This is a genomic window from Rhizobium sp. SAFR-030 (assembly GCF_059415005.1).
The window spans coordinates 209,027-235,491 of the sequence record NZ_JBPFDO010000002.1 but is presented as its reverse complement, the minus strand read 5'-3'; the positions used below and the strand labels follow the sequence as shown (position 1 = coordinate 235,491).

21 protein-coding genes are annotated in these 26,465 nt (G+C 64.0%); 14 read left to right on the top strand and 7 right to left on the bottom strand.

Annotated features, from left to right (window positions below; translation table 11 throughout):
• Positions 1–33: 33 nt before the first annotated feature.
• From ACR65N_RS06845 to ACR65N_RS06835, 3 genes are all read right to left on the bottom strand, one after another.
• Complete coding sequence (locus ACR65N_RS06845; protein ID WP_440456783.1) at positions 34–861, bottom strand: DMT family transporter; 828 nt, start codon at positions 859–861, stop codon at positions 34–36.
• 77 nt (positions 862–938) lie between these two features.
• A complete protein-coding gene (locus ACR65N_RS06840) occupies positions 939–3,341 on the bottom strand; it encodes a PIG-L family deacetylase (RefSeq protein WP_440456330.1) in 2,403 nt (800 codons plus the stop codon).
• 19 nt (positions 3,342–3,360) lie between these two features.
• Positions 3,361–4,587: an ROK family protein gene (locus ACR65N_RS06835; RefSeq protein WP_440456329.1), complete on the bottom strand. Its 1,227-nt coding sequence runs from the start codon at positions 4,585–4,587 to the stop codon at positions 3,361–3,363.
• A gap of 240 nt (positions 4,588–4,827) precedes the next feature.
• On the opposite strand from ACR65N_RS06835, the gene ACR65N_RS06830 reads away from it, so the two are divergent.
• The 6 genes from ACR65N_RS06830 to ACR65N_RS06805 are packed head-to-tail and all read left to right on the top strand — an operon-like array spanning position 4,828 to position 11,352.
• On the top strand, positions 4,828–6,081 hold the full coding sequence (locus ACR65N_RS06830; RefSeq protein WP_440456328.1) for a sugar ABC transporter substrate-binding protein: 1,254 nt from the start codon (positions 4,828–4,830) through the stop codon (positions 6,079–6,081).
• A gap of 16 nt (positions 6,082–6,097) precedes the next feature.
• Entirely contained in the window at positions 6,098–7,063 is a 966-nt protein-coding gene (locus tag ACR65N_RS06825; RefSeq protein WP_440456327.1) for a carbohydrate ABC transporter permease, read from the top strand.
• Positions 7,060–7,902 (top strand): carbohydrate ABC transporter permease, encoded by an 843-nt coding sequence (locus ACR65N_RS06820; protein ID WP_440456326.1) that lies wholly within the window; start codon positions 7,060–7,062, stop codon positions 7,900–7,902. Before ACR65N_RS06825 ends, ACR65N_RS06820 begins: the two co-directional genes overlap by 4 nt.
• 5 nt (positions 7,903–7,907) lie before the next feature.
• Positions 7,908–9,422, top strand: coding sequence for an argininosuccinate lyase (argH, locus tag ACR65N_RS06815; RefSeq protein WP_440456325.1), 1,515 nt, complete (start codon positions 7,908–7,910; stop codon positions 9,420–9,422).
• A complete protein-coding gene (locus ACR65N_RS06810) occupies positions 9,422–10,459 on the top strand; it encodes an ABC transporter ATP-binding protein (RefSeq protein ID WP_440456324.1) in 1,038 nt (345 codons plus the stop codon). Before argH ends, ACR65N_RS06810 begins: the two co-directional genes overlap by 1 nt.
• Positions 10,456–11,352, top strand: coding sequence for a carbohydrate kinase family protein (locus tag ACR65N_RS06805; RefSeq protein WP_440456323.1), 897 nt, complete (start codon positions 10,456–10,458; stop codon positions 11,350–11,352). The genes ACR65N_RS06810 and ACR65N_RS06805 overlap by 4 nt, the downstream gene beginning before the upstream one ends.
• 37 nt (positions 11,353–11,389) lie before the next feature.
• Here ACR65N_RS06805 and ACR65N_RS06800 read toward each other — a convergent pair whose 3' ends face one another.
• The 3 genes from ACR65N_RS06800 to ACR65N_RS06790 are packed head-to-tail and all read right to left on the bottom strand — an operon-like array spanning position 11,390 to position 15,548.
• Positions 11,390–13,660, bottom strand: a complete 2,271-nt coding sequence (locus ACR65N_RS06800) for a xanthine dehydrogenase family protein molybdopterin-binding subunit (protein ID WP_440456322.1) — start codon at positions 13,658–13,660, stop codon at positions 11,390–11,392.
• The gene (locus ACR65N_RS06795) at positions 13,660–14,151 is read right to left on the bottom strand and encodes a (2Fe-2S)-binding protein (protein WP_430306740.1); all 492 of its coding nucleotides are present in this window, start codon (positions 14,149–14,151) and stop codon (positions 13,660–13,662) included. Before ACR65N_RS06795 ends, ACR65N_RS06800 begins: the two co-directional genes overlap by 1 nt.
• Entirely contained in the window at positions 14,145–15,548 is a 1,404-nt protein-coding gene (locus ACR65N_RS06790) for a c-type cytochrome (protein WP_440456321.1), read from the bottom strand. The genes ACR65N_RS06795 and ACR65N_RS06790 overlap by 7 nt, the downstream gene beginning before the upstream one ends.
• Before the next feature lie 219 nt (positions 15,549–15,767).
• Between ACR65N_RS06790 and ACR65N_RS06785 the strand changes: the two genes are divergently transcribed.
• The 8 genes from ACR65N_RS06785 (at position 15,768) to ACR65N_RS06750 (ending at position 24,967) form a co-directional block, all read left to right on the top strand.
• A complete protein-coding gene (locus ACR65N_RS06785) occupies positions 15,768–15,938 on the top strand; it encodes a flagellar basal body-associated FliL family protein (RefSeq protein ID WP_430306738.1) in 171 nt (56 codons plus the stop codon).
• Between the two features lie 220 nt (positions 15,939–16,158).
• Positions 16,159–17,706 carry a UbiA family prenyltransferase gene (locus ACR65N_RS06780; protein WP_440456320.1) on the top strand — a complete coding sequence of 516 codons (1,548 nt, stop codon included), beginning with the start codon at positions 16,159–16,161 and terminating at the stop codon, positions 17,704–17,706.
• Between the two features lie 55 nt (positions 17,707–17,761).
• A complete protein-coding gene (locus ACR65N_RS06775; RefSeq protein WP_440456319.1) occupies positions 17,762–18,160 on the top strand; it encodes a GtrA family protein in 399 nt (132 codons plus the stop codon).
• A 7-nt stretch (positions 18,161–18,167) separates the two neighbouring features.
• Positions 18,168–19,493, top strand: a complete 1,326-nt coding sequence (locus ACR65N_RS06770) for an FAD-binding oxidoreductase (RefSeq protein WP_440456782.1) — start codon at positions 18,168–18,170, stop codon at positions 19,491–19,493.
• Positions 19,490–20,239: an SDR family oxidoreductase gene (locus tag ACR65N_RS06765; protein WP_440456318.1), complete on the top strand. Its 750-nt coding sequence runs from the start codon at positions 19,490–19,492 to the stop codon at positions 20,237–20,239. The genes ACR65N_RS06770 and ACR65N_RS06765 overlap by 4 nt, the downstream gene beginning before the upstream one ends.
• Positions 20,236–21,855: a hypothetical protein gene (locus ACR65N_RS06760; protein WP_440456317.1), complete on the top strand. Its 1,620-nt coding sequence runs from the start codon at positions 20,236–20,238 to the stop codon at positions 21,853–21,855. The genes ACR65N_RS06765 and ACR65N_RS06760 overlap by 4 nt, the downstream gene beginning before the upstream one ends.
• Positions 21,852–23,396 carry a hypothetical protein gene (locus tag ACR65N_RS06755; protein WP_440456316.1) on the top strand — a complete coding sequence of 515 codons (1,545 nt, stop codon included), beginning with the start codon at positions 21,852–21,854 and terminating at the stop codon, positions 23,394–23,396. The genes ACR65N_RS06760 and ACR65N_RS06755 overlap by 4 nt, the downstream gene beginning before the upstream one ends.
• Positions 23,366–24,967: a hypothetical protein gene (locus ACR65N_RS06750; protein ID WP_440456315.1), complete on the top strand. Its 1,602-nt coding sequence runs from the start codon at positions 23,366–23,368 to the stop codon at positions 24,965–24,967. The genes ACR65N_RS06755 and ACR65N_RS06750 overlap by 31 nt, the downstream gene beginning before the upstream one ends.
• Here the strand turns inward: ACR65N_RS06750 and ACR65N_RS06745 are convergent.
• Positions 24,949–26,109 (bottom strand): glycosyltransferase family 87 protein, encoded by a 1,161-nt coding sequence (locus ACR65N_RS06745; protein ID WP_440456314.1) that lies wholly within the window; start codon positions 26,107–26,109, stop codon positions 24,949–24,951. The genes ACR65N_RS06750 and ACR65N_RS06745 overlap by 19 nt on opposite strands.
• Positions 26,110–26,465 lie beyond the last annotated feature (356 nt).

Below are 26,465 nucleotides of genomic sequence, written 5' to 3'. Positions count from 1 at the left end.
TCAGGCGCAGGATCCCGTTTGGCTCAGGCAGCCCTATCTGCCCGGCAGCCGACGCGCGCGGCGGCGTTCGACAAGCGCCGCGCCCTGGAGGGAGGCGATGATCACCACGACCCCGAACACAACGCGCATTTCGGGCACCTCGCCGAAGAAAACGTAGCCGACGGCGGTTACGAAGACGATCGACAGATAGCCGATCGGCGCAAGCACGCTTGCATCGGCAATGCGATAGGCGCGCAGGAAGCAGTACTGGCCGATCTGCGCCAAAAAGCCGATGCCGAGCAACGGCAACCAGTCGAATGGCATCACCGGCTGCCAGGTGAAGGCCGCCGGGACTGCCGTGATGACGGCAAGGCCGACCGTGTAGAACACCATCATGACGGTCGTGTTCTCGTCCCTCAGCGCCCGCGTCTGGATGATCGCCAGCGACCCGAAGACGACGGAAATCAGCACGACGAGGATCTTGACGTCGAAGCTCGATGTTCCCGGCGCCATGACGATCAGCACTCCGACGAAGGCGATGGCGGCGCCTGCCCAACGAATGCGGCTGACCTTCTCGCCAAGCATGGCGACGGCCAGTCCCATGGTCACCAGCGGTCGGGAAAAGCCGACGGCGTTGACCATGGCCAGCGGCAGGAGAGTGATCGCGAGGAAATTGCTGGTGAGCGCGATCGCATTGCAGGAAATGCGCAGGATGTTGCGCCAGGGATGGCGGACGCGGCACATCTCGGATCGATGGTGCCAGATCAGCGGCAGGATGAACACGAGGCCGATCATCGCCCGAATGAAGACGAGCTGAAAGGCCGGATAGGTCGCCCCTTGCGCCTTCACGAGAGCGGTCATGCCGCCGGAGACGAGCGTCATGTCGAGCAGCAGCCAGCCGATGGCGATCCGCGCGTCTGCGGGCCGTTGTTCTCCATCGTCAGGTGCCGCCGCCGCGCTCACGCCGGTTGCACGAGATTTGCCATCAACCTGAAGGCACCGGGCACCAGTTTGTCCATCTGGTGATGCAGCACGAGGCTGGTGTGGGTATGGCGACCCTTGCCGATAGCAGCCGAAATCAGCGCGCCGTTGAGCGGCTGCTCGTTGACGTCGTGCATGGCGAGCAATGGCTCGTAAGCCTCGTCGAAGCGGGCGGCGAAGTAGAGGCCGCGCTCCTTGTCCCAGCCGTGCCAGTCGTCCGGCCCGATCCGGTTGGGTCCGGCCAGCAGAACATGTTCGGGAGCGAGAACGGTGACATCCGCCTTCGGATCCGTGACGCGCCAGCGCAGCGACGGGCTGCCGATCTCGATTCGGCGGACCGGCGTCTCATTCGGGTTCCATCCATCGCTTGGACGATGATAGAGCGTCACGAGGTGCCCGCCATCCTCGACGAACCGATGCAGACGCGCCGTTGCGGCCGCCAGATCCTTGCGGATGCCGAAGGCGAAAATGCCGACGACGATCGTGGTGAAGCGAGACAGATCGCCGGCAAGCGCCGCGGCATCCATTTCGGTAACATCGAGACCCATGCGCGACAGCCACAATCCTACCCGGTCGGCACCTCCGCCGACGTAACCGATCTTGGCACCCAGCGGCAGCTTCAGATCGAGGCTCAGGATTTTCAGCGACACCGGCTGGCGGAAGGAGGTGCGCCCGATGTGCTGGAAGGCGATCGGCGTAACCTGAAAAGCGCGATGCCCGTCGAGCTGCGGCTGCACCTCCACAAGTCCTGGCATCAGTGGTCCGGTCGCCGCAAGCGTCCAACCCTGATCGCCCGGCTTCATGGACCAACCCGGCACCGGCTTGAAGGAGAGCGGAGCCTGTGCACCGTGAATGCTGGCCTGAATTGGCCACTCCGTCCGCTCGGCGTCCAGCGGCACCAGCAGGGCCTCCGGCATCAGCGCGAGCGACTCGGCGGGCGACACCGAAAACGGCTCCTCCAGATCGAACGATCCGAAGACGGTCCGTCCGCCGATCTCGGCCGACAGCCTGATGTGGCCATGGCCGTTGCCGCCGAGTGCGGACCACGCGGGGCGAAACAGATCCGACAGCGGCGCATCGGACGCGGCGGCAAGCGCGAACTCAAGATCCGGACGACGTGAAAGAACTGTCGACGTCACCCCCGTCGGGAGGATCGGCTCGACCTCGACGTTCTTCCCCGCGAACCCTTGCGAAAGCTCGACGGTCAGAAGGCTGCTGCCGCCCGGAGCAATCGTCTCCGGATCGGCAAAAGCCCGTTCGAAGATAGCGGCGGCTTCAAGGATGGCCGCATCCAGTTCCAGCCGCTTGCGCTCGATCCGATGCCCATGCAGTGCCTGAAAAGCTGCCGGCGCATCGGCCGCGACCCGGTCGAGAGCGCCGGCCGCGGCGACCAGTTGCTCAATGATCGCGTCGCGATCCGGAAACGCTGCCAAAGCAACGGCGATAGCAGCATCGGCCGCTCTCAAACCATCCGCGACATCTGCCGGCAGTTGCGGAAAGTCGGCCAGCGCGGCAAGCGAGGCGGGAACACCGTCAACGACGGTATTCTCGGTTCTGGAACCGCCGCCGGAAAGCTTCAGATGCAAAGGCCAGGATCGGCGCGCCTGCTTCGGCCAGCGTCCCATCCCTTGCGACGCGTGATAGTAGCGCGACCATTCGCCGATCCGGTCGTATTCGGCACCGGTGGCCGGATCCCGGCCTTCGGCCTGGATGACCAGGGTAGCATCCGGCGGCGGAACCTCGTCGTCATAGGTGTCGCCGCCGCCGGACCATGCCGGCAGATAGTACTTTGAGACGGACCAAGGCTTCAGCCCTTCGGAAAAATGCTCGGAAAAAGCCGTCTCGTCGGCGGCAAGCGCGATCGCGGCTTCCGCGGCCCGCGTCATGGCCCGGTGGTGGCCGTGCTGGCCCGGCACGTCGAGGAAGGTCGGGACGACGATGTCCGGCCGCTCCATCCGGTAGGCGCGCACCAACCGCTCGACGATGCGCATTTCGCCCCAGCGACCGAATGTTGCGTCGCCGTCCTTGGAGAAGCCGAAATCGTGGACGGGATCTGCCGGACCATGGCCCAGCCAGAACACGTCCGCATCCAGGACCCGGGCGGCTTCCTCCATTTCCCGGGAACGAACGACGCCAAGCGCGCCGAGCCTTTCGGGACCGAGTGCATTCTGACCGCCCTCACCGCGGGTGGAGCAGGCGATGATGACGCGCATTCCGAGCCCCAGGCGCAGCCAGGCGAGAAGACCGTTCTGCTCGTCATCCGGATGCGCGCCGGTGTTCATCATCGTCACAGTCGACCGAAGCCGGCTGAGCTTGCGGTGCAGCCGCACCAACGATGGGTCGCTCATCTGGCGTTCGATGCGTTCGCGGGCTTTCAGCATGCGGGGCCTCCTCAGACTATCATGCGAGAGCGGCCGCCGAGGCCGGGAGCGAGATCTCCAGCTTCGGGGTCACCATGTCGAAAAGCGGAAGCGCTGCGGCACCAAGGGCGGCCGTAAGCTGGCCGGTCTTGCCGCGCATGACGCGCGGCAGATCGCGTTGCCGGCGGCTGGCGACGGATGTCGGCAGCTGGTTCATATGGCCGATGACGTCATCGATGATCGCGTCGGGCAAGGCGCCGCCGAAGATCAACGTCTGCGGGTCGAGAATGTTTTCGAGCATGGCCACCATCGGGCCGAGGTAGGTGGCGGCATCTTCTACCCATTCGATGATTACCGGATGGCTTTGTGCATGCAGCCGCTCAAGATCGGCAAAGTCCGTCTCGACGATCCCGGCGCAGGCAAGCTTCTCCTTCAGCGCATAGACGGAGACATAGCCTTCGAGACAGCCGAGCTGTCCGCATGACGGACACTGCTTGCCCTTCGGAACGACCGTCACGTGGCCGATCTCGCCGGCATTGCCGAAGGCACCGCGATAGGGCGAGCCGTCCTGGATGATGCCGAGACCGAGACCGACGCCGAAATAGACCATGCAGAAGTTGGAGATCGAATGCCCCGTGCCAAACAGTCTCTCGCCGACGGCCGCTGCGGTCGCGTCGTTCTCGACGATGACGGGATGGCCACAGGCTTCGCCCAGCACCTTTGCGGCATCGCGCCCGCTCCAGCCGGGAAGCGTTGTGGGACCGACAGACGTCATGCCGTCGATCTCGAAGGGGCCGGGCATGACGACACCGATGCCGAGGAGCCTTGAGCCAGCCTCGGCAGCGATCGTCGCAACCTCGGCGGCGAATGTCGAAAGAACATGATCCGGGCCGGAATCCTTCAGCGCCAGGATACGACTTGCGCGCAACCTGCCGGCAAGATCGAGCGCCACGGTGACGATGTGGTCGGCGGCGATCTCGACACCGATCGTGAAGCCGCCTTCCGGATTGACCGCGAATTGGATGGGCGGCTGGCCGCGGCCCGTTCGCCTGCGGCCCATCTCCATCAGCAAGCCCTCGCCCACCAGTTCGTCGACGATATTGGCAACCGCCTGCGGCGTCAGCTGAGTGAGCTTGGCGATATGGGCACGCCCGAGGGTCTCGTGCTGGCGCACGATATCGAGCACGACCCGTCGGTTGTGGTCTCGGCTACGCTCGGGGTTCTTACCGATCGCTATCGGATGGTTGCCGGTCGGATGGATCGTCATGTCGATCTCCTCGTCACGAATTCATACCGTCCAACTGCGAAGAACGGCAATAGATTAATTCAAGTAAATTATCTTATTGACTCCTGACGGATCTCGGGAGACCGTAAGAGCCAGGCGGCAGAAGAAGACCTGCCGATGCCGGGCATGCCTGGCGACTGCAAATGCCGGAGCGTTTAGCGCATCGGCCAAGGGAACGATCACCCCAAGACCGGAATGCCGGCTGGGAAACTGGAGGCTTACATGCGCAAGGCAACTTTGTTCGCCGGTCTCGTCGCCGGATTCAGCACGCTGGCATTCAACGCCGCTCAGGCGGTCGAGATCGAATACTGGCAGTACGTCTTCGACACGCGTGTCAAGGCGATGGACCAGTTGATCGCCGAATTCCAGAAGGCCAACCCCGACATCACTGTCAAGCAGGTGACCTTCCCCTACGCCGATTACCAGACCCGCGTGGTGGCCGCCAACATGTCGGGCAACGGACCGGACGTGATGCAGCTCTTCTACGGCTGGCTCGACAAATTCGCCGTCGGCGGCATCCTTCAGCCACTCCCCAAGGACACGTTCCCGCACGACAAGATCGAAAGCGAGTTCTTCCCCATCGTTTCGGCGATGAAGCGTGGCGATGACTATTACGGCCTGCCGACGGCTGTCCGCTCGCTCGCCCTGTTCTACAACAAGAAGCTCTTCACCGAGGCCGGTCTCGATCCCAACAGCCCGCCGAAGACGCTCGACGAGTATGTCGCCGCTGCCCAGAAGATCGCCAAGCACGACGCTGCCGGCAATCTGACAGTCGCCGGTTCGACGCTCGACATGGGTGGCCAGGATCACCAGTGGTGGCGTGAGGTGCTGATCCGCCAGTTCGGCGGCGAACCGTATACGGACGGCGATAAGAAGGTTGCCTATGACAACGAGGCAGGCCTCAAGGCGCTGCAGTTCTACACCAGCCTCCAGCTTGAGAAGAAGATCGGCCAGGCCGGCTTCATGGACGAAGGCCAGGCTGCCTTCCGTGGCGGCAAGGCCGGCATGACGATCGACGGCACGTTCCGCCTCGGCTCGTTCAAGTCGATCAAGGATTTCGAATGGGGCGTGACCGAACTGCCGGCCAATGCCGAAGGTGTGCGCTCCAACTATGCCAGCTACTTCGCCAACGGCATCAGCGCCAAGACAAGTGGCGAGGAACTGGAAGCCTCGAAGAAGTTCCTCGCCTACATCTCCTCGCCCGAGGCGATGGACATCTGGCTGAAGACCGTCGGCGAACTGCCGGCGCGTCGTTCGGCGGCGATGATCGAAGCCAATCTCAAGGATCCGGTCTTCGGGCCGTTCCTCAAGGGTCTCGAATACGCGCATACGACGATGTTCATGGATGAGGCCGCCCAGCGGCAGAACGCCATCGACATGGTCAACCGCGTGCTTCTGGAAAACCAGCCGGTCGAGGAATCGCTGAAGCAGGCAGCCGAAGCCGAGCAGGAAATCATCGACGCGGCGAAGCCTTAAAGCGACGGAGCCGGTCATGGCAGCGATTGAACAGCAGGGGGCGGCGCCTGGCCGTCTCACCAGTCACCTCGGGGGCAACCCGGGGGGCGGCTTCAGTGAGCGCCTTTCCATGCGCACCCGGCGGCTTCTCTGGGTCTGGGGATTTCTGGCGCTGCCGATCCTGTTCTACACGGTGATCCGGTTCTACCCGACCCTGCAAGCCTTCTACCTGTCGTTCACCAACTGGGACCTGCTGCGGCCGGCAAAGCTCGTCGGCTTTGCCAACTACATCAAGCTGTTCAAGGACCCTCAGTTCTGGAAGGTGTTCAAGAACACCTTCACCTACCTGATCGTCGGTACGCCGATCAGCCTCGTGCTGGCATTCGCCATCGCCTACTTCCTCGATCGCGTCCGCTTCATGCACAACTTCATCCGGGCGCTCTACTTCCTACCGTTCCTGACGACGGCCGCAGCCATGGCCTGGGTCTGGCGCTGGTTCTACCAGCCGCCGCCGATCGGCATCATCAACGACCTGCTCGGCATTGCCGGCATTCCGCAGCAGCCGTTCATCCGCTCGACCGACCAGGCGCTGTTTTCGATCATGGTGACGGCGATCTGGGCGGGCCTCGGGTTCCAGATCATCATCTTCATGGCGGGCCTGCGCGCCATCCCGTCGACATTCTATGAAGCCGCCCGCATCGACGGGCTTGGCGAATGGGCGATCCTGCGCAAGATCACGCTGCCGCTGCTGAAACCAACCACGGTCTTCCTCGTCGTCTTCTCGTCGATCGGCTTCCTGCGCATCTTCGACCAGGTCTACAACATGACGACCAACGATCCCGGCGGACCGCTCGGATCGACCAAGCCGCTCGTGCTGATGATCTACCAGACGGCCTTCAACTCCTATGCCATGGGCTATGCCGCAGCCCAGACCGTCGTGCTGTTCGTCATTCTGATGATCGTCTCGCTGCTGCAGCTTTTCATCCTGAGAGAAAAGAAATGAGCGAAGCCCCGACGCTCCACCGCGCCAACATCCGCCCCGGCCGCATCATCGCCTGGACGCTGCTGTTCATCGGCGGGGTGATCATGATCTCGCCGCTGGCCTTCATGTTCTCGACCTCACTGAAGACCGCCGACCAGGTCTATGACCTGCGCCTCATTCCGGCGGCGCCGACGCTTGCCAACTACGTGGCGGTGCTGGCCGACGGCCGGTTCACGCGATGGTTCTTCAATTCGACGCTGGTGGCGGTGGCCGTCACCGTTTCCAACTGCTTCTTCGACAGCCTCGTAGGCTACACGCTCGCCAAGTTCCAGTTCCGTGGCCGGCAGTTCGTATTCATTGCCATCCTCTCGACGCTGATGATCCCGACCGAGATGCTGGTCATCCCCTGGTACCTGATGTCGAGCCAGCTCGGCTGGCTGGACAGCTACTGGGGCATCATGTTCCCCGGCATGATGACCGCCTTCGGGACCTTCCTGATGAAGCAGTTCTTCGAGACCGTGCCGAACGACTTCATCGAGGCAGCCCGTGTCGATGGTCTGAACGAATTCCAGATCTGGTGGAAGGTGGCGATGCCGCTCGTCACCCCGGCGCTCTCGGCGCTCGCCATCTTCACCTTCCTCGGCAACTGGACGGCGTTTTTCTGGCCGCTGATCGTCACCACCAGCAAGGAACTCTACACGCTGCCGGTGGGGCTCTCGAGCTTTGCCGTCGAGCAATCCATCCAGTGGGAAATGATCATGACCGGTGCGGCGATCGCCACCCTGCCCACGCTTCTCGTGTTCCTCGTCCTGCAGCGCTACATCGTGCGCGGCGTGATGCTCGCAGGCCTGAAAGGATAATCACTATGGCGGATATGAACCCGCGCCTTTCCGACACCAGCCGGTTCCCGGATCCGGTCTACAAGGACACCGTTCTGCGGCCGCTCTTCGATGGCGCCAAGGGCCACCACGTCGAGGCCTTCCGCAGGATCGACCGCGCGCATCTGGTGATGCTGGTGGAAACCGGAATTCTCGACCGCGACGTGGCGGCCAAGATCGCCGGCGCACTCGTTGCAATCGACAGCGAGATCGATCCGTCGACGCTGGTCTACACCGGCGAGGTGGAAGATTTCTTCTTTCTGATCGAGAAGGAGCTGAAGGCCCGCATCGGCGTCGATACCGCCGGCCGCCTGCACACCGCGCGCTCGCGTAACGATATCGACCACACGCTGTTCAAGCTCGGCCTGAAGGAGCGTATCGACGCGCTGATGGTCAAGGCGCGGGCGCTTCTCGCCGCCATGATCGACGCCGCCGAGCGCAACAGGGCGACGCTGATCGTTGCCTATACACACGGCCAGCCGGCCCAGCCGAGCACCTTTGGCCACTATCTGTCGGCCGCGATCGAAGTGCTGATCCGCGACATCGAACGGTTTGCCGAAGCTCGCAGAATCGTCGATCTCTCGTCCATGGGTGCGGCCGCGATCACCACCTCCGGCTTTCCGATCGACCGTGCCCGGGTGGCGCACCTGCTCGGCTTCTCAGCCGCCCAGCGCAACTCCTATTCCTGCATCGCGGCCGTCGACTACACGACCTCGACCTATTCGGCCATCGAGCTGATGTTCCTGCATCTCGGGCGCCTCATCCAGGATTTCCAGTTCTGGACGAGCTTTGAGGTCGGCCAGATCTACGTGCCGAACGCACTGGTGCAGATCTCCTCGATCATGCCGCAGAAGCGCAATCCCGTGCCGATCGAGCACCTGCGGCATCTGGCCAGCCAGACATTCGGACGCGCCCGCACCGTAATCGACGTCATGCACAACACGCCGTTCACCGACATGAACGACAGCGAAGGCGAGACGCAAGGCATGGGCTACGAAGCCTTCGCCTCGGCTTCGCGCGTGCTCGATCTGCTGGCGGCGCTGATTTCTCAGATCAGCATCGATCCGGAGCGGGTCGACCAGAACATCCGACGCTCCTGCATCACCATTACGGAGCTTGCCGACTCGCTGGTGCGCATCGAAGGCCTGTCCTTCCGCGAGGCACATGAAATTGCCGCCGCAACGGCAAAGAGCGTCGTCGCGGCGAAGGGCGACCTGCCGAACGATGGATATCAGCCATTTCTCGATGCCTTCCAGCATTCGACAGGCCGCAGGCCTTCCGTCGATCTCGAGAAGTTCAGGGAGATCGTCTCGCCGGAGCACTTCGTTGCGGTTCGCGGTCGCTTCGGCGGGCCGGCGAGCGAGCCGATGCAAGAGGCGCTTGCGGCCTATCGAGAAAAGCTTTCGGCCTTCGAAGTCGATGCGGCTGAGGCCGCAGCGAAACAGGCGGCAGCGGACGCAGAACTCCAGCAGAAATTCAACGCGCTGACGGGAGCCGCTTGATGGCGACGATAGAACTTGAAAAACTGGTCAAGCGCTACGGCAAGGTCGAGGCGGTCAAGGGCATCGACCTGTCGATCGCCGACGGCGAATTCGTTGTCTTCGTCGGACCGTCCGGCTGCGGCAAGTCGACAACGCTGCGCATGATTGCGGGACTGGAAGAGATTTCCGCCGGGACCCTCAAGATCGGCCCTGATGTCGTCAACGAGCGCGACCCGAAGCAGCGCAACATCGCCATGGTGTTCCAGAACTATGCGATCTACCCGCACATGACTGTGCGGCAGAACATCGGCTTTGGCCTCTACACCTCCAAGCTCAGCAAGCAGGAGAAGGACAAGCGGATCGAGGAGGCCGGCAAGATCCTCGGGCTCGAAGCCTTCCTCGACCGCCGGCCGGCAGCGCTTTCGGGCGGCCAGCGCCAGCGCGTCGCCATAGGCCGCGCGATGGTGCGCGATCCATCCGCCTTCCTGTTCGATGAGCCGCTGTCGAACCTCGACGCCCAGCTGCGCGCGCAGATGCGCATCGAGATCAAGCGCCTGCACCAGCGCCTGAAGACGACGACCGTCTACGTCACGCACGACCAGGTGGAGGCCATGACCATGGCAGACCGGATCGTCGTGATGAAGGACGGGCACATCCTGCAGGTCGGCACGCCGTCCGAACTCTACGAAAGCCCGATCGACGTGTTCACCGCCCGGTTCATCGGCAGCCCGTCGATGAACCTGATCGGCGGGAAGCGTACCGGAACCGGCGTCGAAGCTGCAAGCGGCGGCGAGATCCTGATCGGCATCCGGCCGCATGATCTGGTCGCCAACCCGCAGGCGCCCTCCGACGGGATCCAGCTCACCGGGACGGTCACGGCGGTGGAGCCTCTCGGCCCGGAGACGCTTGTTCATCTGGATGTCGACGGTACCCCGGTGATTGCGACGGCGCGCGACAAGTTCATGCCGGAAGTCGGAAGCCAGCTGACCTGCGGCGCGTCCTCCGGCAGCCTGTATCTCTTCGACGCCCACAAAGAGACCTTCCTGGGCCGATCATGAGTTCAAGCCATGCCAAGCGGTCCGCGGTGCTTTGCATCGGGCGGATCTATTGCGACCTCATCTTCACCGGTGTCGACGAGATGCCGGTGCTGGGGCGCGAGCTGTTTGCCGAGGGGATGGAGATTGCCGCCGGGGGTGGCGCCTACATTGCCGCCGCGCATGTTACACATGTCGGGCGCAAGGCGGCACTCGTGGCGCGGCTGGGAACGGATCCGCTGTCGCGGGGCATCGGGGACCAGATGCATGCTAGCGGTGTCGACCTGCAGTTCCTCGAGCATGCCGCCGACGCCGGGCCGCAGGTAACGGTTGCGACCGTCGTTGGCCAGGATCGAGCATTTCTCACCCGTCGGGCCGGTCCTGCCAAGCCCGCGACGCTCGACGCGGCTCTCGGCTGGGATGAAGCGCTGCACCTCCACATCGCCGAATACGCCACACTGCACGAAATGCCAGACCTCGTCACGCGCGCCAAGGCGAATGGCCTGACCGTCTCGCTGGATCCGAGCTGGGATGCGGCGCTGATCTACGGACCGGGTTTCCTTGAAGCCTGCGCCGGCGTTGACCTGTTCCTGCCGAACCTGGAGGAAGCCGAGGCAATCACCGGGCTACCCAATCCGCAGGCGGCTCTCAGCATGCTGCAGGCGAGTTTCCCGCACGTCGCACTGAAGGGCGGCGGAACCGGTGCGTGGGCGGCGGCGGGCGGGGATGTCCTTCACGCGCCTGCGCAAGATGTCACTGTCGTTGATACTACGGGCGCGGGGGACGCGTTCAACGCCGGGTTCCTCGACGCCTGGCTGGATCAGCGGGACATGCAGACATGTCTCGCCTCCGGCATTCGCGCCGGCGGCCTCGCAGTTCAGACGGCGGGTGGAGCGACGGCGCTTTCCATCCGCTGATGGCAAGCGCCGGGCTCGCCATCAGCTCCTCATCTGTTCAACCGAAAGAATTGGCAGCAGCCCGGACTCGCTCACGCGTCAGCGGCAGATCGTAGATGCGCCGGCCGACAGCGTTGGTGATCGCGTTGGCAACCGCGGCACCGCCGGGGCCCTGGCCGCATTCGCCGGCGCCGAGGAACGGCGTCCCCGGACGCGGGATGATGTCGACATCGACGGATTGCGGAAGCGCATCGAAGCGCAGGATCGGGTAGGTCGACCAGTCAACGCTGGTGATGCGCGTCTGATCGAAGGTCACGGCTTCGTAGAGCGTCCAGCTGGCCGCCTGGATGATACCACCCTGGACCTGGTTGATGACGCCATCCGGATTGACCACCTCGCCGGCGTCGACGGCGGAGGATGCACGGATCAGACGCACGCGTCCGGTCTCCGGCTCGACCTTCACCTCCATGGCCACGGCACAATAGGCGGCAAGGTTCTTGTAGCGCGCGAAGGCGAAGCCGAAACCGTGGTTCTGCTCGGCCTTCTGGCCGGCCTTCCAGCCAAAGCTTTCGGCGGCACGCGTCACCACGTCTCTGGCGCGAGGATCCTGGAGATGGCGCAGTCTGTATTCCACAGGGTCCGCGCCGGCCTTTGCCGCCAGATCGTCCATGAAGTTCTCGATCGAGAAGACGTTGAAGTAGGCGCCGAGACCACGCAGTGCCGACACCCGGATCGGTGCCTGCGCCAGGAAATGCCAGATCACATGGCGGCTGGGGAAGGCATAGAGCGGGTTGGAATTGCGGTCGCCATTGCCTTCCGGGGTAATCTGCAGCTTTGCGACGTCGGCGGGAAATGCCTTGCCCATATGCTGTGCAGGAAGAAGCGCGCCGGCAGACCCGGGCCGCGAGTTATGGCTGTTGCTCCAAAGCTCGTAGTTCCAGTCGACGATGTTACCGCCCGCGTCTACACCAGCGCGCACCTTCGTCACCATGCCGGGCGAGAAGGGCTCCCAGGCGTGTTCCTGCTCGCGCATCCACTGGACCTTCACCGGACGGCCGGGCACCGCCTGCGCCAGCAATGCAGCATCCGCGGCTGCGTCGTCGGCGGCATTATGCCCGTAGCATCCGGATCCTTCGACGTGGATGCAACGAACCTGTTCGGTGGGCACGGCGAGCATCTCCGCGATCGCCTTCTGATCCGGGTAGACACCCTGCGTGTGTGTCCAGACTGTCGTCACCCCGCCTTCCAGCTTGGCAAGGCCGCAGGACGGGCCGATAGAGCCGTGGATCTGGTAGGGACGCGTGAACGTCGCCTCGACGGTCTCGGCAACCGATACCGGGACGCGTTGATCGACAACGACGCCGTCTTCCGCCGGCATCGCCATCAGCACCTCCGGCAGCTTCGCGACGTCCGGAAGCGATGCCTGCTCCTGCCAGCGAGCCGTGGCGGAAAGCGCCCGCATTGCCTTTATCGCCTGCCATTCCTTCTCGGCGATCACGCCGAGGAAGTTACCGTCGCGCGTCACCTTGACGACGCCGGGCATCGCTTCAGCAACGCGCATATCCACCGACTGCAGGCGGGCACCCGGGCTCGGCGGGCGGACGATCCGGCCGTGAAGCATGCCGTCCGGACGCATGTCCTGGATGTAGGCCTCGCCGCCCGTCACCTTGGCAGGGATGTCGATCCGGTGCCGCGGCTTGCCCATCTCGATGAAGTCGGCCGGGGCCGTCAGCTTCGAGTTCGGCTGCGCGCGACCCTCGATCAGATGCTCCGAAACAAGTTCGCCATAGCTTAGTCTTTGTCCGCCGGGGCCGGTGATCGCGCCATCGCCGGCGCGCAACTGCTCGACCGGCAGCGACAGCCGTCTTGCCGCCTCGCCAAGCAGGATCTCACGCGCCTGGGCCGCCGCATGGCGAATGGCCGTGCCGCTATCCTGAACGGAATGGCTGCCGGCGGTGTAGCCCTCGTTCGGAGACAGGCTGGTGTCCGGCCCGATCAGCGACAGGCTCTCGAACGGGATCTTCAGCTCCTCAGCGGCGATCTGCAGCAAGGCCGTCTTGATGCCCTGCCCCAGCTCGGCCTTGCCGGTGAAGATGGTCGCGCGCCCGGTCGGCTCGATCCGCAGCCAGGATTCCAGGTTTGGATTGGTCTTCAGGCTGCCAGGCAGATCCGGGGCCGGCTGGGGCTGCGCCTGGAAATTCTGTGTCTCGTCGCCCGGCGCCATAATCGTCTGGGCCTGAGCCGGGCGCAGCGTGAACGCCATGACGAGAGCGCCGGTGCCGGTGAGAACCGACCGTCGGGTAAGATTCAAGCTCGGCACGCGTTCCATCAGCCTGTCCTCGTCGCTGAGCCGGCGGATGCCGTCTGCATGAGTTTTCCTGCCCGCTTGATGGCGGCCATGATCCGGATATGCGTGCCGCACCGACAGAGATTGGGCTCCATGTGGGCACGAATATCTTCATCCGTTGCCGCCGGATTGTGCTGCAGCAGCGCCTGCGCCCGCATCATCATGCCCGGGATGCAGTAGCCACACTGCGCCGCCTGTTCTTCGATGAACGCCTGCTGCATCGGTCCCGGCGCCTCGATGGTTCCCAGCCCCTCGACCGTCGTCACCGTGCGGCCTTCCATCAGCAAGATGGGCGTGACGCAGGAGAATACCGGCTCGCCGTCGACGAGCACCGTGCAGGCACCGCACTGCCCCAGGCCGCAGCCATACTTCGCCGCATTCAGCTTCAACTCGTCGCGCAGCACGTAAAGCAGCGGGGTGTCCGGCTCGACGTCGACCTGGTGAGATTGTCCGTTGACGGTGAGGGCTACCATGACGTTTCTCGCTTGGTTGGATTGGCTGGCGCGCTGGATCCGCTGCCGAGCGATCCAAGCTGCGTATCGTGCTCGCCGGCACGAATCTTGGCAACCAGAGCCTCGGTATCCTTCCACTCCGGCTGGTCGCTGAAGGTCTTGCGGATATAGCCGAGCAGTTGCGCCACTTGGGTATCCGTGAGCGTCCCGGCAAAGCCGGGCATGATCGGCCCGCGTTCGCCTTCCGGTGCCGGCAGACCGTAGAGGATCACGTTGATCGGGTTCATCGGGGTCGGCTCGTAGGTCGCCGAGCTAAGCCGGAGCGGCAGGCCGCCATAAGGCACCGGGCGCCCTGCGTCGTGGCAGCTGGCACAGGCGGTCGCGTAGATGGCGGCGCCCGGATCATTCGCATCGAATTGGCCGGGCAGCGTCTGCCCACCGGCAGCCTGAACCTCGACGCCAGGCGGATGCTGGGTCGGCTGCTGCATGGCGCGTTCGCCACGGCTCGTTCGCTCGGGGCTCGGCTCGCCCATCACCGATGCGATATAGGTGGCGATAGCCCTGGCGTCGCCCTCCGCCGCAGACTTCATGTTGGCGGTGACGGGCGCCATGGGCCCACGCGCCACGCCGTGATGCTCTTCATAGCCGGTGGTCAGGTATGCCGTCAGCGTCTCGACAGTCCATGGAACAGGTGCCGGAGAGGCAGCATTCAGCGCATAGGCGACCCAGCCTTCCGCCTCGCCGCCGGCATAAGGCTCGTCCCGCTTCTCTGCTCCGAGCAGATTGCGCGGCGTGTGGCAGGCGCCACAGTGACCGAGGCCCTCGGCAAGGTAAGCACCGCGGTTCCATTCGGCGGTCTGCGTCTCGTCGGTTTGGTAGGCGCCGGGCTTGAAGAACAGCAGTTTCCAGCCCGCCAGCACCATGCGGACATTGAGCGGGAACGGCAACTCGTTGGCTGGTGCCTCCGCTTTTACCGGCTTGCGGGTCATCAGATAGGCGTAGAGGGCGCGGTTGTCGTCGTCCGTCACCTTGGTGAAATGATCATAGGGAAACGCCGGGTAGAGGTGGCGACCTTCCCGGTCCACGCCCTCGCGCATCGAACGCGCGAAGGCTTCTTCGGACCAACGGCCAATGCCAGTGTCTGGATCAGGTGTGATGTTGGTCGAGTAGATGGTGCCAAACGGCGTCGGCAGCTCCAGGCCGCCCGCAAAGACTTCCCCGCCCTGCTTCGTATGACAGACGTTGCAGTTGCCGACGGCTGCGAGCGCTGCGCCCTTCTGGACAAGCGTCGCATCGAACGATGCCACAGCCGGCGGCTCGATCGGAGCGATCTCGCTGCGCCACGCATAGGCGAGACAACAGAGGAAGACGATCGCCAGAATGCCGACTGCGCCAGCCAGGTACCGCATCAATGTCATGAAGTTACTCCCCTTGCGCGGCATCAAACGCTGTTCGCGCCGACTAGTTCCACCCCCGACAGCACCTCCCGCAGCCACAGGCGAATGCATATGTTAGCGATGACTTACTGCGAGGCGCAACTCGAAAAAATCCCAACCACCGTATTATTCATTCGAACTTTTTCGCCCGACTGGAGTTAGGCGCACGGCCTCATCGACGAGGCAGCAGGAGGACCCCAAGTGAATCGCAATATTCTGTACGCCGTCATCGCTGTCATCGTGATCATCCTCGCGGTGATGTTCCTGATGCCCGGCAGCAACCCTGGAACCGATGCCAACGCACCTGGCACTGCCGCTCCGACGCAAGGCACCACGCCTGCGGCGCCGCCGGCTGGCGGAACGGCACCCTGAGCCGATAGAACACAGGAGGGTTTTGCCGGTCGGTTGGCTGGCAGAACCTCCACCATGGATTTGACCGATGCCGCGCCCTCATGGCGATCTGGCAGCGGCAGAGCGCTGGCCGCTTACTGAGCAACTGCAAAAAAGCGTTCCAAAATCTTGGAACTTAACGGAAGGCGTACAGTTTGGCTTGCCGCAAAGGGTGTCCCGATTGGGGATCGAAGGGTGCAGAGTGAGCGAAATACAGCAGGAAGTCATCCGAGCACGAGCGCCGCTGCGCCGCCATCCGCGCATTGAAGCGCGGCGCGTGCATGTACGCGACGACGAAGCCGCCAACGGTCGGGTTCAAGCTGTCTCTGCAAACCCGGGCGAGCGGCCTTTGGTCGTCGATCTCGACGGGACGCTTGTCCGCTCCGACCTTCTGATCGAGACCGCTTTTTCCGAGCTCAGCCGGCGCCCGCAGTCCCTGTTCGACATGTTCCGTGCCTTGTCCAAAAGCAAGGCAAGCCTCAAGCACCGCCTTTCGGAGCCGGCAGATTTCGATCCGTCGATCCTTCCGTACGATCCCGAGGTTCTGAGCGTGATCCGGGGCGCGGTCGCGGAGGGCCGGCCTGTCTATCTGGCGTCGGCAAGCCATGAGCGGCTGGTCTCGGCTGTGGCCGATCATCTCGGGCTGTTCGACGGCTGGTTCGCCACCGATGAGATGACCAATTGCGCCGGCGAGATCAAGGCCGGCAGGCTCGTCGACGCGTTCGGCGAGCGAGGCTTCGACTATATCGGCAACGATGCCGCCGACCTTCCCGTCTGGAAGCGGGCTGCCAAGGCCTATGCGATCCGCACACCGTCTGGCGTCGCTCGACAGTTGAACCAGCAGTGCCAGGACGTCGAGTATCTGTCGCACGAGAAGCCGACCTGGGGGACGTGGGCTCGGATGCTGCGCGTTCACCAGTACGCCAAGAATGGCTTGGTTTTCGTTCCGTTGCTGACCGGCCATCTCTTCGACTGGCCAAGCGTGATCCAAACGCTGCTCGCAGCGATTGCCTTTTCACTGTGCGCCTCCAGCGTCTATCTTCTGAACGACCTGGTCGATCTGCAGGACGATCGCGCCCACCGTACCAAGTGCCGGCGCCCGCTGGCGCGGGGCGATATTCCGCTGTCCTGGGCGCTGATGGCGATGCCTGTGCTGTTCCTGCTGTCACTGGCGCTTGCCGCATCGATCTCGCTCGGCTTCCTGGCAGCGCTTGCCGGTTACTTTGCACTGACCACGGCCTACTCGTTCTACCTGAAGCGGATGATGATCCTCGACGTGGTGGCGCTCGCCGGTCTCTATACCATGCGCGTCGTTGGCGGTGCGGTGGCGCTGTCGGTCTGGGTGTCGCCATGGCTGCTTGCCTTCATGATGAGCTGGTTCCTGTCGCTGGCGCTGGTCAAGCGCTACGTCGAGCTGAAGGGGCGCCGCGATGCCAACCTGCCGGATTCCAAGAGCCGCGACTATCGCAATGCCGATTTCGCCATGGTCGGCGCACTCGCCGCTGCAGCGGGTCTCAACGCGCTGACCCTGTTCGGCCTCTATGTAGCGAGCGAAAGCGTCCAGGAACTCTACAGCCGTCCCGGCATCCTGTGGCTGATCGGGCCGATCCTCGCCTACTGGATCGCGCGGGTGCTGATGCTGGCCCACCGCGGCCAGATGCATGACGACCCGGTCGTCTTTGCATTGAAAGACAGGACGAGCCTTGCAACGCTTGGCGTGGTCGGTGCATTCGTCATCGGCGCGATGTAGACTGCGTCCGCATGCACCTCTGTCTGCATTCCTTTGCAAAGGGCCCGACGACCGGATGAGCCTGTTTTTTCGCTACGTTATCTTTGCCGTGTTCTCCACGCTGGTGAACTTCGCGGTGCAGGAGGCCGTCGTCAGGACGGCGCCGATCGCACCGCTGATCCTGTCGATCCTTGGCGGGACGATCGCCGGATTTGCGGTAAAGTATGTGCTGGACAAGAAGTGGATCTTCTATGACGGCTATACCTCGCATGCTGGCGAGGCTCGCAAGGTGGCGCTCTACGGCATGTTCAGCGTCCTGACGACGATCATCTTCTGGAGTTTCGAGATCGCCTTCTGGACGATCTGGGAAACCGACTTCGCCAAATATGCCGGCGGTGCGCTTGGCCTGGCGATTGGCTACGTGTCGAAATATACGCTCGACCGCCGCTTCGTCTTCCGCTCCGAAGGAGCGTGAGATGATGCTGGAAGGCTGGGGACGTTATCCGCGCTACTACAGCGAGGTGCTGGAGGGCGGCGGGCCGGAAACCTTACCGCAGATGGTGACCTCGGCGGAGGGGCTGATCGCGCGCGGCAACGGCCGATCCTATGGCGACGCCTCGCTTGGTGAACAGGCGACGCTGATGTGCCGGGGCCTCAGCCGGATGAAGGCTTTCGACGTTTCAACCGGTCTTCTGACGGTGGAAGGCGGAGCCCTGCTTGCAGATATCCTGCACGCCTTCATTCCGCGAGGCTATTTTCCGCCGGTCGTTCCGGGCACCAAATTCGTCACCGTCGGCGGAATGATCGCGTCGGACGTGCACGGCAAGAACCACCATCGGGATGGCGGCTTCGGCGCCTGCGTCACCGAACTGAAGCTGGTGACGGCGCGCGGCGAGACCCTGACCTGCAGCCGGAGCGAAAACGCCGCGCTGTTCGAGGCGACCATCGGCGGCATGGGACTGACGGGTGTCATCGTCGAGGCAACCTTCGCCCTGAAGCCCATCGAGAGCGGCTGGATCCGGCAGAACACCATCGTCGCCAACACGCTCGCCGAGGCGCTGACAGCCTTGACCGCCAGTGACGCGATGACCTATTCGGTCGCCTGGATCGACTGCCTGGCACGCGGCGCAACGCTCGGCCGCTCGCTGATTTTCACCGGCGAGCACGCGACGCGGCAGGAGGTGGAGGCCGAGAAGGCAGCCGATACACTCTACCCGTCCCTCAAGCCGGCGAAACTCGCGCTGCCGATCGATTTCCCCGCCTTCGCGCTCAACCGGATGAGCGTCTCGGCGTTCAATCAGGCCTATTTTACAGCGGGCGCCCGCAAGGCCGGCAAGCCTGCGCTCGTTCACTGGAACCCGTACTTCTTCCCGCTCGATGGCATCGGCGACTGGAACCGCCTGTACGGAAGCCGCGGCTTCCTGCAGCACCAGTGTGTCGTACCGGATGACAATGCGCTCGCGGTGCTCGGCGAGATCATCGAGCGTTTCGCCAGCTCCGGCCGCGGCTCTTTCCTTGCGGTCCTGAAGAAGCTCGGCTCCGGCTCCGGCCTGATGTCCTTCCCCTTCCCCGGCTACACGCTCGCCCTCGATCTTCCGGCCACGCCCGACGTCTTCCCTTTGCTCGGCGAGATCGACAAGATGGTTGTCGAAGCCGGGGGACGGCTCTATCTCGCGAAGGACGCGCGACAATCGCGCCGCACGTTCGAGGCCGGCTATCCGCATCTCGCGGCATTCCGGGAACTGCGGCAATCGATCGGGGCTGACATACGTTTCAATTCGCGGCTCTCCACAAGGCTTGGCATATGATGAAAACCGGCAAGACCCTGCTTCTGATCGGCGCGACCTCCGATATCGGGCGGGCAACCGCGCTCGCCTACGCAATGGCCGGCTGGAACGTACAACTGACCGGGCGCCGGCCTGACGCCATCGAGAGAGAAGCGGCAGATATCCGCACGCGCAGCGGCAGCGAGGTCAGGGTCCACCAGCTCGACATTCTCGACAGCACCCGCATCGAGACCTTCGTCGACGGACTTCCGTCTCTGCCGGATACGGTCGTCTGCGTCGTGGGCGAGCTCGGCGACCAGACGCGGGCGGAACGCGAACTCGACCACGCGACGATCGTCATGCGGACCAATTTCGAGGGGCCGGCTCTGCTGCTCGGTGTGCTGGCGGAACGCTTCGCCGCCCGCGGGACGGGCACGATCGTCGGGATCAGTTCCGTCGCCGGTGACCGGGGACGCGGGTCCAACTACATCTATGGCGCGGCGAAGGCCGGCTTTTCCGCCTTCCTGTCCGGCCTGCGCAACCGTCTTGCGCCCACCGGCGTGCGGGTTGTCACGGTAAAGCCGGGCTTTGTGCGAACCCGGATGACGGCGGGCATGAAGCTGCCGCCGCTGCTGACCGCCGAGCCGGCGGAAGTCGGAAATGCCATTCTTGCCGCCGCCGAAGACAGGAAGGGTCGGGACGTGATCTATGTGCGGCGCATCTGGTGGCCGGTGATGATGATCATCCGTGCGATCCCCGAACCGATCTTCAAGAGGCTCAAGCTGTGACATCGACGACGGCCGGCAGCGGAACCTCTGGCCGCACCAAAAGGCTGTCGCTGTCGCCTGCCGCTTCGGTGCTGCTGTTCGGCGGGCTCTGTGCCGCGCTCCTCGCCTTGCCAGGCGTGACAGTCGCGACCAAGTCCCTCGACGAACTGTTCCTCATCTTCGACCAGATCCACCGCATCGCATCCGGCCAGCAACCGGGCGTCGATTTTCCCGCAATGCTCGGGCCGCTGACTGCCTTCGTGCCCGCGCTCGTTTACCGGTGGACCGGAAGCTTCGGCCTCGCCATGCCGCTGTCGATGGCCGGCTTCGTCCTCCTGACGGCTGCGATCGCATCACACGTCCTAGCCACGCGCCTTCGTCCGTTCCTGGCGGTCAGCTTCGCCGGCTTCCTGCTGCTGATCCTTGCCGCGCCAATGAGCCTCGGCGACGGCGTGACCGCCCTCTCCTTCGCAAAGTTCGACATCCGCATCGGATGGGTGGCCTTGGCGCTGCTGGTCGTGCTGTATTTGCGACCGACAGCTGACCGTCCGCGCACAGAGGCGCTGGACGTGATGTCCGCCGTCCTGCTCACCCTTGCACTCCTCTATACGCGTGTGCCCTATGGCATCGTTGCCGTGGCTCTTCTGGTGCTGCTGCTGACGGATCGGCGCCAGTGGCGAGTGGCCGCGCCAGCATTGATGGTGATCATCGCCGTCGTCGTTGCTCTTCACTTGGGATCCGGGGTCGCCTCCGCCTATCATCGCGAAAGCTGGCGTCTGCTGACGGAGAACGGCCTGCTCGCCGGGAGCCTCTGGTCCTTCTTCCAGCGCGGCATGACGCATCTTACCGATTTTCTCCTCCTCGGCATTCTGGCCGGCCTGACGCTGTGGATGCGGCGGAGCCCGCGCGACCTGTCGTTCTTCCTGCTGTGCGCCATTGGCGGCCTGATCATCCTCAGCCACAACAGCAATCAGCCCTGGGGCATCATCAGCATGCATGCGGCGGCCGTCGTGGCGGCCGAACTTCTGCTGCGGCGGATGGACGAGCAGCCGGCGATCAACCAGGGGCAGATGGTCAATGCCAGCGGCGTGAAACTGTTCTTCATGGCGTTCGTGCTGCCGACGAGCTTGCACTGCGCAATGGCCCTGATGCTGCATGCAGCGGTGGCCACGACCCGGGCGGGCGAAGCCGTCTCGCTGCCGCGCATTGATCGCGTTCGTCTGGCAGATCTCTGGACGACCGACAGCTTCCGCGGGCAGACGTGGTATGTTGGCCTTCAGACGCAGGCGGTGGAACTGCTGCGGCAATCGAAGCAGCCACTAGGACGCTATCTCGTACTTGGGGAGGCAAACATCGCCTCCACCGCGCTCGACCTGGCGCCGCCGCAGGGTGCGCCAGACCTGCGTTGGAGCACGCTTATGAGCGAGCAGCCACCCATGGAACCCGCCGAACGCCTCGCCGCCATCGACACGGTGCTGTTGCGCAAAACGGGCGAGAGCGGCGAAGGCCTGCAGCAGCGGACACTGTCCTTCCTTCGCGACAACTTTTCGGCGGTCGGCGAAGCCAAGGACTGGATTCTCTTCCAACGCAGACCGTCCGCCGATGCTCCGCCGGCTCCGGGGCTCGCCCCCGGATGAGCAGACGCCTCCTCCTCAACCCGACGGCGGCCATCCTCCTGGTGACCGTCGTCTGCGCCGCCATGCTGGGTCTGAGCGGCCGCACGGTGACCGCCGCCTTCATCAACGACGTGCTGATCTTCCTCGACGGCGCGCATCGGGTTTCGTTCGGGCAGGTGCCGAACCGCGATTTCCACACGGCGCTCGGACCGCTGGTGTTCTACGTCCCGGCGCTCGGCTACTGGCTGACGGGCAATTTCGGAGCCGCAATGCCGCTCGGCATGGCTCTGCTGGTTCTTGCCTTCGCTCCGGCGATGATCCGCATCCTCACCTCCAGGCTCAACCCGCTGCTGGCCGTGACGCTTGGGGTATTCCTGATCCTCATCCTCGCGGCACCGATCAACCTTGGCAGCCCCATCGGCCTTCTGTCGTTTGCGATGTTCTACAACCGCATCGGCTGGGCGGCACTGGCTCTCCTGCTGGTGATGGTTCTCCCTCCGTATGAGAAGACCCGTGACGGTGCCGGTCACTCCCCGCTGGTCGACGGCCTCGCGGCAAGCTTCCTTCTGCTCATCCAGATCTACACCAAGGTAACCTACGGTCTGGTCGGCGCCGGGTTCCTGGTCTTCATGCTGTTCGACCGCCGGCAGGCGCGCTGGGTGTGGATCGCGTTTGCCGTGACCGCTGCCGCATGTCTGCTGATCGAGGCAGTCTGGCATGGCTCGCTGGCGCATCTGCAGGACTTGGCAGCTGCAGCGAAGGTCAGCGGCGGCAAGGACTTTCCGAGCCTCGTTCGCAGCCTTCTCAACAACCTGGCCGACGTGACCGTGTTTCTGATCATCACCGGTGTCGCGCTTGCGAGAACCCGCAGTCTGACGGATCTGCTGTTCTACGGCTTTTGCCTCGCAGCCGGCCTGATGATCCTCAACCAGAACGCCCATGGCTGGGGCATCATCACGCTCTACGCGGGAGCGGCGGTCGCCGTCGAGCGCATTAGCCGGCTCCGATCGGATGCGGTCGCAGCCGCGCCACCTGCCCTTCATAGAGGCCTGCCACTCATCCTGGCGTTCTTCTTCGTTCCGCCGATTGTCCATCACGCCGGAGCGCTGCTGTTGCACACGGCCTATGCTCTCGGCAATTCAGGAAAGCCCCTCGGCCTGCCGCGCTTTGCGGATGTGCGAAACATCGATCCGGACGGCGGCCAGCCTGATTTCATGCAGCGCTATATCGACGATATCGAAAGCGGCGGCGATCTGCTGTTGCGCCTGCCGGCTGCTCCGGAGCGGGTGCTGGCGCTCGATTTCGTCAATCCGTTCTCGGCTGGCCTCGGCATCGCCCCGCCGTCCGGCGATAGCGCCTGGCTGCACTGGGGACGCAATGTCAGCGAGACCAGCCACCTGCCGCCCGAGGCGCTGTTCGCCGACGTGGAAATCGTCATGATCCCGCAAAGCGGGATCAATGGTGCGCCGCTGCGGAAACTTTATGGCCCCTATATTCTTCAGAGATTCGAACTGCTGCAGGAAACCAGCGCGTGGACAGTCTATCAACGCCGCCAGCCGTGAGCGCGGCCGGACATGGAGATACCGTAACGGGCAGCCGTGCGCGGTTCGGCCTGCGCGCGGTCATCGGCTGCATCGGTCTCTGCCTTGCGGCGCTGCTTGCCCTTCCGGGTGCAACCGTCACCACCAAATACGTCAATGACCTCTTCATCTTCCTCGACGGTGCGCACCGCATCTGGTCCGGTCAGGTGCCGAACGTCGACTTCCTGACCTCGCTCGGTCCTCTCGCCTTCTACATTCCCGCCGCCGGATACGGGCTGACCGGCAGCATGGGAGCGGCGATGCCGGTCGGCATGGCGCTTGTCGTCCTGCTGCTCGCGGTCGTCGCCGGCGAGGTGATTGCCAGCCGGATGGGTTGGATCGTCGGGCTGCCGCTGGCGCTGTTCCTGCTGCTGATTGCGGCGGTGCCGGCCAATCCCGGCGAATGGATTGGCGAGCTGTCTTTTGCGATGTTCTATAACCGCATGGGCTGGGCCGCACTCGGGCTGATGCTGGTCTTCTATCTGCCGCGCCGCTCCAGTCGTTCCCGCAGCAACGACATGATAGATGCCGCCTGCGCGACGGTCCTGGTGCTGCTGATGCTCTACACCAAGATCACCTATGCGCTGGTGGAGATAGCTTTCCTGGTCTTTCTTCTGTCCGACCACCATCAGCGACGCTGGGTGGCACTGGCATTGGCGACGATCGCCATCTGCGCGCTGTGCGTCGAGTTCTTCTGGCGCGGCAGCCTTTCGCATCTGGCCGACCTGCGGCTTGCGGGTGAGGTGAGCGGCGGGCTTCCATCTGTCGAGGTGCTGGCCAATGTCGCCTTGAAGAACCTCGCCGACATCGCCGTCTTCGGCCTCTTCTCGGTCCTCTTCATCATCGCGACACGACGGTTCCGCGACCTGTTGTTTGCCGGGTTCTGCGCGGCGACAGGCCTGCTAATCATCGAGCAGAATTTCCAAATCGTCGGCATCCTGACGCTCGGAGCCGGTGCCGCGGTCATCACCGAGACTTTGCTGCGTCAGCGACACTCAGCCACAGCCACCGCTGCGCCCGTTGGCGTGGGCCTGCCTCTGCTGCTGGTGCTGCTGCTGTTACCGCCCTCCGCCAGCCACGCCACCACACTTGCGATGCATGCATTTCTCGCGGCATCCGGGAAAGGCGACGCCGTGCCGCTGCCGCAGTTTTCGGCGATCCGGCTGGTTCCGATGTGGAGCGAGGGGCAGTTCGGGTACTTCCGCCGCTACAATGAGACGCTTGCCGAAGGGAAGGCAGCGCTCGCGACACTCGGACCGGATGTCGGTCATGTGGCCGTGCTGGATTTCGTCAACCCGTTTTCGGCGGGCCTGAACCTTGCCCCCCCACGCGGTGACAGTCCCTGGTACCATTGGGGCCGGACACTGAACCCGGAGCACCATCCGGACGCAGCGGTCATCTTTGCCGACGTCGAGCTCATCCTCGATCCGAAGGTGCCGATAGAGCCGTGGACGACCGGCGGCATGCGGGAGATCTACCGCAGCTACATCGACAGTCACTACCGGCTGGAGACGGAGACGGCAGACTGGCGGATCTACCGACGGCTACCTTGAGGCTGTTCGCCCAATCCGGTCCAGCACTGGACAATCAGGCCCACCAGCATCAGGACCAACGCCCATCCGTGAACCGAGCCGGTGGTCAGTTGCGCCACGGTGGACGCACCGAACTGGGACAGCACGAAAGGCACCGGTATGGTCAGCAGCAGGGCAGCAACGAAAGCCCAGGGCTGGCTTCGATAATGCAGCAGGATCGGCAGCAGGAACAGCGTGTACTGGATCCAGCCCAGCGGCGACGCAAGGAGCGCCGCCAGGAGACCGAAGCTTCCAACCTCGATGATTGTCGGCCGCCGCCGGAATGCCCAGATCGCAAGGCCGAGCAGCAAGAGCCCGCCAGCCACTGATCCGAGGACCGGCAGGCCAGCGCGGGCAGCAAGGCCGGAAAACGAGGCGTTGGTGAGAAACACGGCGCGGTCGCCGTCGGAGGCGACCAGCCGCAGCCAGTCGAGGTAGATCTGCGGACCGAAGACGGCAAGCGGTATCAAGGCGATGACGGCAGCGGTTGCCACAGTGACGAGGCTCGGCAGACGGTAACCCGAGAGAAACAGCAGGACCGGCCAGACCAGGAAATTCGGCTTCATCGACACCAGCAGACCGATCATGATCCCGGCCAGAACGCCGTTGCCCCGTTCAAGCTGCAGCCAGGCGATGACCGCGAAGAGCACCAGAGGCGTGTAGATCTGGCCGAGATAGAGCGTATCCCAGAAACCGGCGAGACCAGCCGCCCAGATCCCCAGCAGCACCGCCTGCAGCCCGCGTGCATAACGGTGAAGCAGAAGCAGAACGGCGGCGGCGTAGCAGCCGATCGAGATCCACCGCCAGATGCGGAATGAGACCGCCGGATCGGCCGCATCGAAAGCCTGGAACAGCAGCGCTGAGATGGGCGGGTTGAGATTGGGGTTCCACGATTCAAATCCCGGGAAGACCACATGCGGCGTGAGCGGCGGGTAGATACCGTAGGGGTCGAGCCCGGATGCAGCGGCCCGGCCGGACGCGACGAAGGCGCCGAAATCCCACAGCCCGTGATCCGGAATGACCCTTGGCAGTTCCACCTTGATCGCCCAGACAGAGAAGAGGGCGAGCAGGAGCGCTGCAACGAGTTGCAGGGAGCGGGCGTGTCGTCTGAGAGCGGCGTCCAATGAGGCCTCCGGGCTGGCATGTCATGCGGCCGCAGACTTGCAACATGACCTGCCCGCGGCTTCGGTGGACGGATGAGCTATCCCTCAACCTGTCACCGCAAACCGTGTACCTCAAGCCCCGACCAGCGTGGCAAACTGCCGAGAGCCGGTCAGGTTCCCGGACGGTGGCAATATAGACAGACCTCTTGTCGCGGGATCCACGCGCTAGTGGATCAAACCGGCCTCCGCGGCAGCGTTCACAAAGGCGTCGCGCGCACGATCCCGTGCCCATCTCGCCCTGATGATCAGCAAAACCTCGTCACACAGGTAGCGTTCCTGCCTGGTACGCTGCCGCACCCGTTATCGGACCGCCGCAA